General features: G+C 69.7%; 15 protein-coding genes. 8 read left to right on the top strand and 7 right to left on the bottom strand.

The genetic code is table 11. The annotated features are described in order from the left end of the window. Both CCN37_RS14290 and cobU read right to left on the bottom strand, forming a co-directional pair. Window positions 1-847, bottom strand: an 847-nt coding sequence (locus CCN37_RS14290; RefSeq protein WP_246843036.1) for a nicotinate-nucleotide--dimethylbenzimidazole phosphoribosyltransferase, incomplete at its 3' end; no start/stop codon positions are given. Between the two features lie 23 nt (window positions 848-870). Next, the gene (gene cobU, locus CCN37_RS14285) at window positions 871-1,410 is read right to left on the bottom strand and encodes a bifunctional adenosylcobinamide kinase/adenosylcobinamide-phosphate guanylyltransferase (RefSeq protein WP_086821233.1); all 540 of its coding nucleotides are present in this window, start codon (window positions 1,408-1,410) and stop codon (window positions 871-873) included. 65 nt (window positions 1,411-1,475) lie between these two features. On the opposite strand from cobU, the gene CCN37_RS14280 reads away from it, so the two are divergent. Further along, window positions 1,476-1,679 (top strand): hypothetical protein, encoded by a 204-nt coding sequence (locus tag CCN37_RS14280; RefSeq protein ID WP_086821232.1) that lies wholly within the window; start codon window positions 1,476-1,478, stop codon window positions 1,677-1,679. 363 nt (window positions 1,680-2,042) lie between these two features. Here CCN37_RS14280 and CCN37_RS14275 read toward each other — a convergent pair whose 3' ends face one another. Beyond that, on the bottom strand, window positions 2,043-3,032 hold the full coding sequence (locus CCN37_RS14275) for an aldo/keto reductase family protein (RefSeq protein WP_086821231.1): 990 nt from the start codon (window positions 3,030-3,032) through the stop codon (window positions 2,043-2,045). 74 nt (window positions 3,033-3,106) lie between these two features. Then, the gene (locus CCN37_RS14270) at window positions 3,107-3,742 is read right to left on the bottom strand and encodes a DUF3043 domain-containing protein (RefSeq protein ID WP_086821230.1); all 636 of its coding nucleotides are present in this window, start codon (window positions 3,740-3,742) and stop codon (window positions 3,107-3,109) included. 49 nt (window positions 3,743-3,791) lie between these two features. On the opposite strand from CCN37_RS14270, the gene CCN37_RS14265 reads away from it, so the two are divergent. Together CCN37_RS14265 and CCN37_RS14260 are read left to right on the top strand one after the other, a co-directional pair. Then, window positions 3,792-4,901 carry a glycerate kinase gene (locus tag CCN37_RS14265; RefSeq protein ID WP_168200663.1) on the top strand — a complete coding sequence of 370 codons (1,110 nt, stop codon included), beginning with the start codon at window positions 3,792-3,794 and terminating at the stop codon, window positions 4,899-4,901. 89 nt (window positions 4,902-4,990) lie between these two features. Then, the gene (locus CCN37_RS14260) at window positions 4,991-5,353 is read left to right on the top strand and encodes an iron-sulfur cluster assembly accessory protein (protein ID WP_086821229.1); all 363 of its coding nucleotides are present in this window, start codon (window positions 4,991-4,993) and stop codon (window positions 5,351-5,353) included. Between the two features lie 67 nt (window positions 5,354-5,420). Here the strand turns inward: CCN37_RS14260 and CCN37_RS39835 are convergent, their stop codons facing one another. After that, complete coding sequence (locus CCN37_RS39835) at window positions 5,421-5,594, bottom strand: hypothetical protein (RefSeq protein WP_168200662.1); 174 nt, start codon at window positions 5,592-5,594, stop codon at window positions 5,421-5,423. 176 nt (window positions 5,595-5,770) lie between these two features. Here CCN37_RS39835 and CCN37_RS14255 point away from each other — a divergent pair, with 176 nt between their 5' ends. Continuing rightward, a complete protein-coding gene (locus tag CCN37_RS14255) occupies window positions 5,771-6,709 on the top strand; it encodes a carbohydrate kinase family protein (RefSeq protein WP_086821253.1) in 939 nt (312 codons plus the stop codon). Between the two features lie 57 nt (window positions 6,710-6,766). On the opposite strand, the gene asnB is transcribed toward CCN37_RS14255, so the two are convergent. Next, window positions 6,767-8,683, bottom strand: coding sequence for an asparagine synthase (glutamine-hydrolyzing) (asnB, locus tag CCN37_RS14250; protein ID WP_086821228.1), 1,917 nt, complete (start codon window positions 8,681-8,683; stop codon window positions 6,767-6,769). Window positions 8,684-9,032: 349 nt separating this feature from the next. Here asnB and CCN37_RS14245 point away from each other — a divergent pair, with 349 nt between their 5' ends. Both CCN37_RS14245 and CCN37_RS14240 read left to right on the top strand, forming a co-directional pair. Then, the gene (locus CCN37_RS14245; RefSeq protein WP_246843035.1) at window positions 9,033-9,950 is read left to right on the top strand and encodes a cytochrome c oxidase subunit II; all 918 of its coding nucleotides are present in this window, start codon (window positions 9,033-9,035) and stop codon (window positions 9,948-9,950) included. Between the two features lie 34 nt (window positions 9,951-9,984). Further along, on the top strand, window positions 9,985-10,383 hold the full coding sequence (locus CCN37_RS14240; protein ID WP_086821227.1) for a cytochrome c oxidase subunit 4: 399 nt from the start codon (window positions 9,985-9,987) through the stop codon (window positions 10,381-10,383). A 46-nt stretch (window positions 10,384-10,429) separates the two neighbouring features. Here CCN37_RS14240 and CCN37_RS14235 read toward each other — a convergent pair whose 3' ends face one another. Beyond that, window positions 10,430-11,302: a DMT family transporter gene (locus CCN37_RS14235; protein ID WP_246843034.1), complete on the bottom strand. Its 873-nt coding sequence runs from the start codon at window positions 11,300-11,302 to the stop codon at window positions 10,430-10,432. 94 nt (window positions 11,303-11,396) lie between these two features. On the opposite strand from CCN37_RS14235, the gene CCN37_RS14230 reads away from it, so the two are divergent. Together CCN37_RS14230 and CCN37_RS14225 are read left to right on the top strand one after the other, a co-directional pair. Then, the gene (locus CCN37_RS14230) at window positions 11,397-12,368 is read left to right on the top strand and encodes a GlxA family transcriptional regulator (protein WP_086821250.1); all 972 of its coding nucleotides are present in this window, start codon (window positions 11,397-11,399) and stop codon (window positions 12,366-12,368) included. A gap of 48 nt (window positions 12,369-12,416) precedes the next feature. Further along, window positions 12,417-12,614, top strand: a complete 198-nt coding sequence (locus tag CCN37_RS14225; protein ID WP_143261600.1) for a hypothetical protein — start codon at window positions 12,417-12,419, stop codon at window positions 12,612-12,614. Window positions 12,615-12,665 lie beyond the last annotated feature (51 nt).

Genomic DNA, 12,665 nt, shown 5'->3' with positions numbered 1-12,665 from the left:
GCTCCTCGGCGACCATCGCGGCCGCGCCGACCACGACGCCGTCGAGCACCACGGGCGTGCGGCGCGCGGCGGCTTGGGCGAGGAAGCCCGCGATGGCGGCGATGTCGGCTCCACCCGCGGTGCGCAGCAGGCCGACGGGGTCGGCGCCGACCTTGCGGGCCCGGCGCAGCGCGTCGCGGATCGCGGCGGTCTTGCGAATCCAGCCCTGGTCGTCGATGCCGGTGCCGCGCCCGACGACGGCCACCGGCTCCGACCCGGTGAGCGCCGCGATGAGCACGGCCGAGGGGGTGGTGTTGCCGATGCCCATGTCCCCGGCGACGAGGAGGTCCGCTCCGCCGTCGATCTCCTCGTCGGCGATGTCGCGGCCCGCGCGGATCGCGGCGGCGGTCTCCTCCTGGGAGAGCGCGTCCTCGCGGTCGATGAGGCCGGAACCGTTGCGCACCTTGTACTTGCTGACCATCGGGGCGGTCTCGCCCGCGACCGCGATGTCGGCGACGCGCACGGTCGCTCCCGCCGCTGCGGCGAGCACGTTGACCGCCGCGCCTCCCGCGAGGAAGTTGGCCACCATCTGCGCGGTGACCTCGCTGGGGTAGGCCGAGACGCCCTGCGCGGCGATGCCGTGGTCACCCGCGAAGACCACCACGCGGGCGCGCTCGAACGGCTTCGGCGGGCACTCGCCCTGGCAGGCCGCGACCCACGCGCCGAGCTCTTCGAGGCGGCCGAGCGAGCCCTGCGGCTTGGTCAGCTGCGCGTGCCGGGCCACCGCGCGCTCGCGGACCTCGTCGTCGGGCGGGGTGATCGGCGGGAAGACGCCTGCGTCGGCCCTGTCAGTGCTGTCTTCAGCCACTCGAACCTCCATATTCGGGGCGGTCAGCGCAGCCGCAGCGGGATTCCCGCCACCAGCAACGTGACCGTGTCGCACACCTCGGCGACGCGGGCGTTCAGCCTGCCCAGCTCGTCGCGAAAGAGCCTGCCAGAAGGAGTCGCGGGGTGGACTCCCAGGCCGACCTCCGCAGACACCAGCACCACCCGCGCTTCGGTCCTGCTCAACGCTGTGGTCAGTCGCTCCACTTCGGCGTGCACGGGCTCCCTGGAGCCGCCGTCCCACGCGCCCGCCGCGTCCAGCACCTCGGTCAGCCAGGTCGCGAGATCGTCCACCAGCAGCAGCTCTTTTTCGCCTGCCTTGGCCAGCACATCCGGCAGCGCGGGCCCGTCGGCCGTCTCGACCGTCTTCCAGCACTCCGGGCGGCGGTGGGCGTGCTCGGCGATGCGGGCTTCCCAATCGGCGTCGTCGGCGCGCCTGCGGGCGGTCGCCACGTAGGTCACCGAGGGGTCGGCTGGCGCCAATCCCTCGGCATGGGCCGACTTGCCGGAGCGGGCGCCGCCGAGCACGAGCGTGCGTCGACTCACCGGCGCCACGTTACCGTTGCGGTGGCTTAGCGAGGTTGCGTTGGCTTAGCGAGAGGGAGAGCGACGTGGGATACCGCTGGCGCTACCAGGATTCGACCGAGGTCGACGTGATCGGCCCCGTCGAGGAGTTCGACGACCAGACCGAGGCCGAGCAGTGGCTGGAGGAGAACTGGCCCGACCTCCTCGACGGCGGCGTCGACCAGGTCACCCTCCTCGACGGCGACACCCCCGTCTACGGCCCCATGAGCCTGCACCCGCCGGAGCAGTGACCACCTCAATGACTCGTTCATGTGGTCCAACGCCCTGAATGACTCGTTCATGTGGTTGAGCGTGCTGAACGAGTCATTCAGGTACGTCAACGCCCCCAATGACTCATTCAGGTACTTGGGCGCCCCGAATGACTCATTCAGCTCCTTCCAAGTACCCGAATGACTCGTTCAGGTACTCGACTCCCCGAACGGCCCCTTCGGGTACTTGAACGCCCTGAACGGCCCGTTCAGTGCGTTCAACGCACCAAACGGGTCGTTCAGGGCTTCCGGTGCACCAAACGACCCGTTGAGGGCGGCCGACGCACTGAACGGGTCGTTCGGGGCTTGGCCCACGTGCTGAATGACTCGTTCAGTTCGGTGGGGTCACGGGGTGATGGTGAGGCGGGGGTCGTACTCGATGACGCCGTCGAGGGCCTCGTCGATCTTCTTCATGACCTCGGCGTCGAGCTTCACGCCTGCGGCCTTGACGTTCTCGGTGACCTGCTCGGGGCGGGACGCGCCGATGATCGCCGAAGCGACGTTGGGGTTCTGCAGGACCCAGGCGACGGCGAGCTGGGCCATGGTGAGCCCGGCCTCGGCGGCGATGGGTTCGAGCAGTTGCACCTTCTCCAGGACATCGTCGCGCAGGAAGCGGGCGACGAAGTTCTTGCCGCCGCCCTCGTCGGTGGCGCGCGAACCGGCGGGCACGGGCTGGCCGGGCTTGTACTTGCCGGTGAGCACGCCCTGCGCGATGGGCGACCAGACGATCTGGCTGATGCCCTCGCGCTCGCTGGCCGGGACGACCTGGGACTCGATGATCCGCCACAGCGCGGAGTACTGCGGCTGGTTGGAGATGAAGGGGACGTTGAGCTCGCGGGCGATCGCGGCGCCGCGGGTGATCTGCTCGGCGTTCCACTCGGAGACGCCGACGTAGAGGACCTTGCCCTGGCGCACGAGGTCGGAGAACGCCAGCATCGTCTCCTCGAGCGGCACCGACTTGTCGAAGCGGTGCGCCTGGTAGAGGTCGACGTAGTCGGTGCCGAGCCGCTTCAGGGAGGCGTTGGCCGACTCCATGATGTGCTTGCGGCCGAGGCCCCGGTCGTTCTCGCCGCCGGGGCCGGTCGGCCAGAAGACCTTGGTGAAGATCTCCAGGCTCTCCCGGCGCTGCCCGGCGAGCGCGCGCCCGAGCACCGACTCGGCCTTGGTGTTGGCGTAGACGTCGGCGGTGTCGAAGGTGGTGATGCCCGCGTCCAAGGCGGCCTTCACGCAGGCGTGCGCCTGGTCCTCCTCGACCTGCGAGCCGTGGGTGATCCAGTTGCCGTAGGAGATGGCACTGACGGAAAGGCCGCTGCGGCCGAGACGACGAAACTCCATGCCACGAGCCTAGACCGGGTTCGTTCGCCTCGCTAAGTACCTGGAGTGCGCTCCAGGGGTGTGAGCCGCGCCACCTACTTCTTGTAGCTGACCCTCGGCTTGGGCACGCGGAGCTTGCGCAGCTGCGTCGCCCTGGTGAAGGCGTACCAGCCGAGCGCGAAGCCCTTGAAGGTCTCGTCGGGGAACTTCTGCCGAGCCTGCTTGGCGACCATCCGGCCGAGCATGACGCCCTCGATCAGCATGGCCAGCAGCATGAACATGCACGCGAGGCTGGCGTACTGCTGCACGACGACGTTCGGCGTCAGCACCGCGATGAACACCACGATGGCCAGCGGCATGAACAGGCCCATGAGGTTGCGCCGCGAGTCCACCAGGTCGCGGACGTACGCGCGCACGGGACCGCGGTCGCGCGGCAGCAGGTACTTGTCGTCACCGGCCATCATCCGCTCGCGGCGGAACTGGGCGGCCTTGCGGCGCTCTTCCTTGCTGGCCTGGTTCCCGCGCATCCGGCGCAGCGCCTCGCGCTGCGTGCGCGGCGGCGCCGGGACGGGACCGCGACGGCGACCCTCGGCCTCACGGCGCTTGGGGGTCGGCTTGCCCTTGCCGGTGGTGTGCCCCTTCGGGCCGTCGATGACGTCCGCGTTCACCTCCACGACCTCCTCTGCGGAGTTCGCGGGGTCGGCGGCTGCGCTGCGGCGAAGGAACCTCACGGCGTACAGAGTAGGACAGGTCGAATTGTGAGGATGTACCGTCCGCCAAGTGCGGATTCTCGTAGCGCCCGACTGCTTCGGCGGCACCCTCTCGGCACGCGCCGCCGCAGAGGCGATTTCCTTGGGGTGGAAGCGATCCGCCCCCGACGACGAGCTCGTGCTGAGGCCGCTCGCCGACGGCGGCCCCGGTTTCGTCGAGGTGCTGCACACCGCGCTCGGCGGCACTGTGCACCGCGTCGAGGTGACCGGGCCGCTCGGAGCGCGCGTCGACGCGGAGTGGCTCGAACACGAAGGCACCGCATATATCGAGTGCGCGCAGGCGTGCGGCCTGCACCTCGTCCCCGCTGCCGATCGCGACGCCTCGCGGGCCACCACGCGCGGAGTCGGGGAGTTGGTCACCGAGGCGCTCGCGAAGAACGTGCACACGGTGGTGATCGGGCTCGGCGGCTCGGCGAGCACAGACGGCGGAGCCGGGCTGTTCGCAGCACTCGGGTTCGCCCCGCTCGACGAGGACGGCGCGGAGCTGCCGCCGGGAGGTGGACCGCTCAAGGACTGCGCGAAGCTCACGGAGGTCCCCGAGTTCCCCGCGCGCCTGGTGATGGCCTCCGACGTGGAGAACGTGTTGCTGGGCAGGCACGGCGCCGCGAACACCTTCGGGCCGCAGAAGGGCGCCGACGCCGCAGAGGTCGAAGCACTCGAAGTCGCGCTGAGCCGCTGGGCGGACGTGCTCGCCGAGGCCACGGGCAAGGACGTCCGCGGCACAGCGGGCGCCGGGGCGGCCGGTGGGCTCGGCGCCGGACTGCTCGCGCTCGGCGCCGAGGTCGTCTCAGGGGCCGGACTTGTGCGCGAACTCACTGGGCTGGACTCCGCGCTGGACTCGGCGCAGCTGGCGATCACCGGCGAGGGCAGCTTCGACTGGCAGTCGCTGCGCGGGAAGCTGATCACCGCCGTGGCCGCCGGAGCCGCCGAACGCGGCCTCCCGTGCCTCGTCCTGGCCGGTCAGGTGAGCGTGGGCAGGCGCGAATCGGCCGCTGTCGGCATCGAGGACTCCTATGCGGTCGCCGAGCACGCCGGCTCGGTCGCGGCCTCGCTCGCCGACCCCGCGGGCACGCTCGCCGACCTGGCCGCCCACGTGGCCGGGCAGTGGGGCGGGCGCTGACTTCGGATGTGCCACCATGGATCTGGAACAAGCAGGCCATCCGATGCGTTGCAGCCGAGGTAGCGCCTCAGGAAGACCGAGGGAGAACCATGACTTCTGCGCAGGAAACCGGCACCGAGACGCCGACCCACGGCGTGACGATGACCGAGGCGGCCTCCTCCAAGGCCAAGGCCCTGCTGGAGCAGGAGGGCCGGGACGACATGCACCTGCGCATCGCCGTCCAGCCCGGCGGCTGCGCCGGCCTCCGCTACCAGCTGTTCTTCGACGAGCGCACGCTCGACGGCGACGCCTTCCGCGACTTCGACGGCCTCAAGGTCGCCGTTGACCGGATGAGCGTCCCCTACGTCGACGGCGCGGTGATCGACTTCGTCGACACCATCGAGAAGCAGGGCTTCACGATCGACAACCCGCAGGCCACCGGCTCCTGCGCGTGCGGGGACTCCTTCAACTAGGAGCCCTCAACGACGAGAGGACCGCGAGCCCGGCTCGCGGTCCTCTTCGTTTGTCCAGACTTACGGCTCAGCAGCCGTAGTCGTCCATCTCACGCACCTGGGCGGTGTTGGCCTCGCTCACCCGCCACGGCGCCGCCGCGCGCTGCTGCGGAACGGCCCCTGAGCTGGCCATGAGGGAGTCGGGCAGGTCCGCGCAATCCTTGATCAACTCTGCGATGGTGCTGGGTTCGGTGCTGGTCACATCGAGGACGTTATGACTCACGGCGGGTGTGGAACAGCTCTACCAAGCAGTAGTCTTCGCGGTTGGCCGGTGTGCACCTGAAAGGGTGAGTCGGCTGGTCAGACGCCGTCACCGCCGAACGAGGAGACCCTTTCGTGCCCGTCGCGATCACCGGAAGCATCGCAACAGACCACCTGATGCACTTCCCCGGCCGGTTCGCCGAGCAGCTCGTGGCCGACCAGCTCGACCGCGTGTCACTGAGCTTCCTGGTGGACGACCTCGTCGTGCGCAGGGGCGGCATCGCGGCCAACATCGCCTTCGGCATGGGCGTGCTCGGCCACAGCCCGGTCCTGGTCGGCGCGGTCGGCGCGGACTTCGCCGACTACCGCTCCTGGCTGGAGCGCCACGGCGTCGACTGCTCCGGCGTGCACACCTCCGAGACCAAGCACACCGCGCGCTTCGTCTGCACCACCGACGACGACATGTGCCAGATCGCCTCGTTCTACGCGGGCGCGATGTCCGAGGCCCGCCAGATCGAGCTGTCCCCGGTCGCCGCGCGCGCGGGTGGGGAGCTGGAGCTCGTGCTGATCAGCCCGAACGACCCCGAGGCGATGCTGCGGCACACCGAGGAGTGCCGCCAGCGCGGCTACGCCTTCGCCGCCGACCCCTCGCAGCAGCTCGCGCGGATGGACGGCGAGCAGGCCCGCAAGCTGGTCACCGGCGCGAAGTACCTGTTCACCAACGACTACGAGCTCCAGCTGCTGCTGAAGAAGACCGGCTGGACCGAGGACGAGGTGCTCGACCAGGTCGGCATGCGCGTCACCACCCTCGGCGAGAAGGGCGTGGAGATCGTCGGCCGCGAGGTCGGCGCCCTTCAGGTCCAGGCCGTCCCGGAGACCGCCAAGACCGACCCGACCGGTGTCGGCGACGGCTTCCGCGCCGGGTTCCTCGCCGGGCTCAGCCGCGGCCTGCCGCTGGAGCGCGCCGCGCAGCTCGGCTCGCTGATCGCGGTCAACGTGCTGGAGACCGTGGGCACCCAGGAGTGGAGCTTCGACCGCGCCGAGGGCCTGCGCCGCCTCAGCGAGGCCTACGGCCCGGAGGCCGCCGAGGAGATCGCCCCGATGCTCCCCGCGTAGCACCAAGACACGAAGAAGCCCCCTCCGCGCGGCGGGGGCTTCTTTCGTTTCACGCGGTCAGAGCTTGACGGGGTAGTGCGGCTCGGGAACCCGGACCTGGATCGAGCGCTCGATGAAGATGCCGTGCCAGATCATGAAGACCAGCAGCGCCCAGATGCGGCGGCTGTGGTCGAGCACGCCGGAGCGGTGCTCCTCCAGGATGCGCATGACCGCGGCCTTGTCGATCAGGTGGTCGGTGCCCGAGCCCTGCACGATCTCGCGCGCCCAGTCGTGCATCTCGTCCTTGAGCCAGTGCCGGATCGGCACCGGGAAGCCGAGCTTGCGGCGGTGCAGCACGTGCGCGGGCACGATGCGCTCCATCGCCTTGCGCAGCGCGTACTTCGTGGTCTCCTTGGTGATCTTCTGCTCGAGCGGGACCGTGGAGGCGACCTTGAAGACCTCCGGGTCCAGGAACGGCACCCGCAGCTCCAGCGAGTTCGCCATGGTCATCTTGTCGGCCTTGACCAGGATGTCGCCGCGCAGCCAGGTGAAGAGGTCCACGTGCTGCATCCGGGTCACCGGGTCCCAGCCCGCCGACTCGCGGTACGGGCGCGCGGTGACGTCGGTGTGCCGGATCGCCGGGTCGTAGCCCTTGAGCACGGCCTGGATCTGGTCGTCGCGGAAGATCCGCGCGTTGCCGTAGTAGCGCTCCTCCAACGACAGCGCCCCCCGGCGCAGCAGGTCCTTGCCGCGCACGCCGTCCGGGATGCGCTTGGAGACCTTGCCCATGACCGAGCGCAGCGCGCCGGGCACCTTCTCGAAGGGCGCCAGCGACAGCGGCTCGCGGTAGATGGTGTAGCCGCCGAAGAGCTCGTCGGCGCCCTCACCGGAGAGCACGACCTTGACGTACTGCCGCGCCTCGCGGGCGATGAACCACAGCGGCACCAGCGCCGGGTCGGCGACCGGGTCGTCCAGGTACCAGGTGATCAGCGGCAGCGCCTGCATCATCTCCTCGGCGGAGACGGTGCGGACCACGTGCTTCACCCCGATCGCGGCGGCCGACTCGGCGGCGACGTCGATCTCGGAGTAGCCGGAGCGCTCGAAGCCGGTGGTGAAGGTGATCAGGTCCGGGTTGTGCTCCTTGGCCAGCGTGGCGATGACCGTGGAGTCGATGCCGCCGGAGAGGAAGGAGCCGACGGTGACGTCCGCGCGCATGTGCTTGGCGACGGAGTCACGCATCACGTCGGCGATCTGCTTGTGCAGCTGGGAGACCTCGCTGGAGCCGCGCAGCGTGCGCGCGGTGAACTGCGGGTTGAAGTACCGCTCGGTGATCAGCGAGCCGCCCGGCGCGACGGTGAAGGAGGTGCCGGACTCGATGCGGCGGATCTTCGTGTGCATCGTCGCGGGCTCGGGCACGTACTGCATGATCAGGTAGTGCTGCAGCGCGGTCCGGTCCAGCTGCGGCTGGATGCCGAGGCCGCCCGCCAGGTCGAGCAGGCTCTTCTTCTCGCTGGCGAAGGCGATGCCGTTGGGGCCCTGCGCGTAGAACAGCGGCTTGATGCCGAAGGGGTCGCGGGCGCCGAAGATGACGCGCTTCTCCGCGTCCCAGATCATGAACGCGAACATGCCGCGCAGCCTGGACACCATGGACGGGCCCATGTGGTGGTAGGCCGCCACGATCGTCTCGGTGTCGCCGTCGGTGGCGAAGCGCGCGCCGTACTGCGCGACCAGCTCCGCCCTCAGCTCCAGGTAGTTGTAGATCTCGCCGTTGAAGACGATCGTGTAGCGCCCGTTGGCGTACTGCAGCGGCTGGTGGGACCGCTCGATGTCGATGATCGAGAGCCGGTTGAAGCCGAACACCACCGACTCGTTGTGCCAGGTGTCGCTTTCATCCGGACCGCGGTGCCGCTGGCAGTGCAGGGCGTTGGCGACGGCGTTGACCGCCGCCGCGGTGTTGTTGTGGGGAGCGCAAACAAGTCCCAGCAGGCCGCACACGCTTCTCGCGCACCTCTCGTGTCGAACAGCGGCGCCCGGGGGAGAGCGGTCCCGCCGTCGGGGTGACGTTCATCGGTCCAGGGCGTGTCGCGAACGCGCCCAAGCGCCCAGTATGCCGAAAGTCGCTCGGGGGCTTGACAGGCCTGTCGCGTCAGGGGAATCCGCATCCGTAGGCAGGCAACCCCGGGCAGGTGAGCGCGCACCCGCTGAGCTAGGCTCCCGCATGACTTCGTCGGCCCGTTGTTGGCGCAGGTCGCAGCCTGTGAGCTCCGATCTCCGCCGACGTCGTAGGTGGGCCGTCAACCGCAGCGAGGAGGCGTCGGCAGTGAGCCGCAAGGAGGAGCGTCACGTGCTCACGGCACGCGCAGCGCGCCTGACCAAGGTTCTCGCCCTGGTCGGTGTGGTGGCCTTCGTCGCCACCGGCTGTTCGACCGAGGAGGTCCTGCGCTTCGGGTGGCCCGAGGGCGTCACGCCGCAGGCCGAGCAGATGCGCCAGCTCTGGACCTGGTCGGTCGTCGCGGCACTCGCCATGGGCGTGCTGGTCTGGGGCCTGATCCTCTGGTCGATCATCTTCCACCGGAAGAAGAGCGAGGAGTTCCCTCGCCAGACGCAGTACAACGTGCCGCTGGAAATGGTCTACATCACCGTCCCGACGATCATCGTCGTGGTGCTCTTCTACTTCACCGCGGTGACGCAGAACTTCGTCAACTCCAAGGACGAGCCCGCCGACGTCAACGTCACGGTGACCTCGTTCCAGTGGAACTGGGAGTTCACCTACACCGACGCGAAGCACAAGAACTCCACCGGGCAGCAGATCAGCACCGTGGGCTCCAGCTCGGAGATCCCGCTGCTGGTGCTGCCGACCGGCAAGAACGTGCGGTACACGCTGCAGTCCAAGGACGTCATCCACTCGTTCTGGGTCCCGGACTTCCTCTTCAAGCGGGACACCTTCCCGTACCCGAAGAAGAACAACCAGGACAACGTCTTCCAGAACCGGATCGACACCCCCGGCGCGTTCGTCGGCCGCTGCGCCGAGCTCTGCGGCACCTATCACGCGGTGATGAACTTCGAGGTCCGTGGCCTGCCGTCGGACGTCTTCGACCGCTACATGGCCCTGCGGGCAACGAACAACGCCAAGACCGCGAAGCCGTACACCGCCGCCGAGGCGCTGGCCGAGCTGAACTGCGGCGAGCTGTGCTCCCCGCAGGCGATCACGACCAAGCCGTTCAACACCGACCGCACCGCGGGCACCGCGTCCGGCCGCTGAGCGTCGAGCCGGATTCGAGAGCGAGGGCAATTCCATGAGGACCGAGGCACGGATCTTCGATCTGGTCACGGCGTTCTGCCTAGTGGCGGCCATCGGCTACGGCGTCTGGTCGCACGAGCCGGTCGGCACCGTGGCGATCAGCCTCACCGGTGGTCTGACCCTGATCGTCGGCACCTACCTGCGCTTCGTCGCGCGCCGCATCGAGCAGCGGCCCGAGGACGACGTGGACGCCGAGGTCAGCGACGGCGCCGGCGAGCTGGGCTTCTTCTCCCCCGGCAGCTACTGGCCGTTCGGCCTGGCGCTCGCGGCGGCCTTCACCGGTGTGTCGCTGGCGTTCTTCGAGCCGTGGATGATCGGCATCGGCGCGGTCCTCGTGCTGATCATGGTCGCGGGGCTGCTCTTCGAGTACCACGTGGGTCCCGACCACCACTGATCTCCGGTTGTGACAGGGGCGGGCGCATGATGCGCCCGCCCCTTCGTCATGTCCGGCTCGGCAGCTTGTGGGCGAGCGCGCCGACGAGCACCGCGAGCATGCCCAACGCCTCCACCAGCGTCACGTGGTGCGCGTAGACCACGACGTCGACCACGAGCGCCACGGCGGGGTAGAGGAACGACAGCAGGGCCACCGTCGCGGTCTGCAGAACGCCGATGCTGCGGTACATCAGCACGTACATCAGCGCCGTGTGCACCACGCCGAGCACCAGCAGCCACCACCAGCCGGGGCCGAAGGCGGGCAGCGGCGTGAACAGCAGCGCGGGGGCCAGCACGAGCGCGCCGACCGCGCACTGCACGGCTGCCACCAGGTGGGGCTTCACGTGCGAGAGCTGCTTGGCCACGAGCGAGGCTCCTGCGTAAAGAGCAGCGGCGCCGAGGGCGAGCGCGATGCCGACGACGTCCACCGGCTTGCCGTTCATTCCCTGACCTCCCAAGGAGATCAGCACCACGCCCGCGAAGGCGATCGCTCCGTGGCCGAGGTCGCGCCCGCGCACCTTCTCGCCGAGGACCACGCCCGCCAAGCCCAGCAGCAGGAACGGCTGCGTGTGGTAGACGACCGTGGCCACCGAGACCGAAGAGTGCGAGTACGAGGCGAACAGCAGCACCCAGTTCGCCACCAGCAGCACGCCACCGAGCGCGGCGAGGTGCAGGTCCCGTGCGGACAGGCTCAGCCAGCCCTTCCACGCGCACCACAGCGCGAGTAGCAGCCCGCCGACGAGGCAGCGCGCGAAGGCCACCGCGGGTGCCGCCGCGCCGGACTCCACGACCGCGACGCCGATCGTGCCGGAGAGGGCCATCGCGCCCGCCCACTCCAGGGTGGCGCGCTTCGTGTTCGGTGCGGTGATCGTGGTCGTCATGGCCGAAATGCTCCGCCGGACGGGGCGCGGCGACGAGTGGCAGAGATGACATGTGTCGCAAAGCTTCTGACGTAGCCTGTCCGGCATGGCCGAGCTGAGCGTTGACCGGGTCGCCGTGGTGGTCGACGGCGTGGTGTCGCCCTTCGAACTGGGCGTCGCGTGCGAGGTCTTCGGCACCGACCGCAGCGCCGACGGGATCGCCGGGTGGGACTTCGCCGTGTGCTCGCCCGGTGGGCGCCCGACGCGGGGCTGGTCCGGCTTCGGCCTGACCGACCTCGCCGACCTGGACGTGGCCGCCGCCGCGGACTTGATCATCCTGCCCACGTGCGTCGACCGCACGCAGGCGCCGTCGCCCACCGTCGCGGAGCTGATCACCGGAGCCGCCGCTCGCGGGTCCCTGGTCGCGGCGTTCTGCTCCGGGGTCTTCATGCTCGGCCACGCCGGGCTGCTCGACGGGCGCGGCTGCACCGTCCACTGGGTCTACGAAACCGAGTTCCGCCAACGGTTTCCGCGTGCGCTGGTCGATCCGAGCGCGCTCTACGTCGAGGACTCCGGAGTGTTCACCAGCGCGGGCACCGTGGCCGCCGTGGACCTCTGCCTGCACATCGTGCGGCGCACCAGAGGGCTGCGCGCCGCGACCGTGCTCGCCCGCCGGATGGTCGCTCCGCCGCACCGCGAAGGCGGCCAGGCGCAGTTCGTCGAGACGCCGGTCCCGGTTGCCGAGGACGACGTGCTCGCCGAGCTTCTGGAGTGGATCGAACGACGGCTCGACCAGCCCGTCACCGTCGCTGAGCTGGCCAGGCGCTCCGGATTGGGGGAGCGGACCTTCCTGCGCCGCTTCGCCGCCGGGACCGGCACCACGCCGCACCGCTGGCTCACCCAGCGCAGGCTCGACCGCGCGCAGCGGATGTTGGAGGAGACCGCGCTGAGCGTCGACGAGATCGCCGTCGCGTGCGGCTACGGCTCCGCCGCCGCGCTGCGCCACCAGTTCACGCGACTGCGCGGCACCAATCCGAGCGCCTACCGCAGGGCCTTCGGGTCAACCGGTCCACCGACACCGCGCTGACCCCGTCGATTGATGGGATCGGCCGTCCGCGCGGGCACCGTTGACCCCATGCGGGAAGTCATCGGAATCATCCTCATCGTCCAGGGCATCGGCTCGCTCGTCATCACCAAGGCGTTCAACGGCCAGGAGTGGTTCCTGATGCGCTGGGCCACCCCCTACTCGCCGTGGGCGCACATCGCCGTAGCCGCGGTCGGCCTCTTCCTCGCCTCCGCCGGAGCCGCCGCCCGCCGCCGCAAACCCGCCTGACCCCCGTCGGCGCTTGTGGGCTGAATGACTCGTTGAGGTGGTTCAACGGAC

Origin of the sequence: Allokutzneria sp. NRRL B-24872 (assembly GCF_002155965.1) — a bacterium.
Classification (GTDB): Bacteria; Actinomycetota; Actinomycetes; order Mycobacteriales; family Pseudonocardiaceae; genus Allokutzneria.
This window is presented reverse-complemented; position numbering and strand designations above follow the sequence as displayed.

Bases quoted from the DNA above. Each gene is read 5' to 3' on its own strand.
- CCN37_RS14275 (WP_086821231.1), bottom strand. From the start codon at position 3,032: ATGGAGTTTCGTCGTCTCGGCCGCAGCGGCCTTTCCGTCAGTGCCATC.
- CCN37_RS14260 (WP_086821229.1), top strand. From the start codon at position 4,991: ATGACTTCTGCGCAGGAAACCGGCACCGAGACGCCGACCCACGGCGTG.
- CCN37_RS14255 (WP_086821253.1), top strand. From the start codon at position 5,771: ATGCACTTCCCCGGCCGGTTCGCCGAGCAGCTCGTGGCCGACCAGCTC.
- CCN37_RS14240 (WP_086821227.1), top strand. From the start codon at position 9,985: ATGAGGACCGAGGCACGGATCTTCGATCTGGTCACGGCGTTCTGCCTA.
- CCN37_RS14235 (WP_246843034.1), bottom strand. From the start codon at position 11,302: ATGACGACCACGATCACCGCACCGAACACGAAGCGCGCCACCCTGGAG.
- CCN37_RS14225 (WP_143261600.1), top strand. From the start codon at position 12,417: ATGCGGGAAGTCATCGGAATCATCCTCATCGTCCAGGGCATCGGCTCG.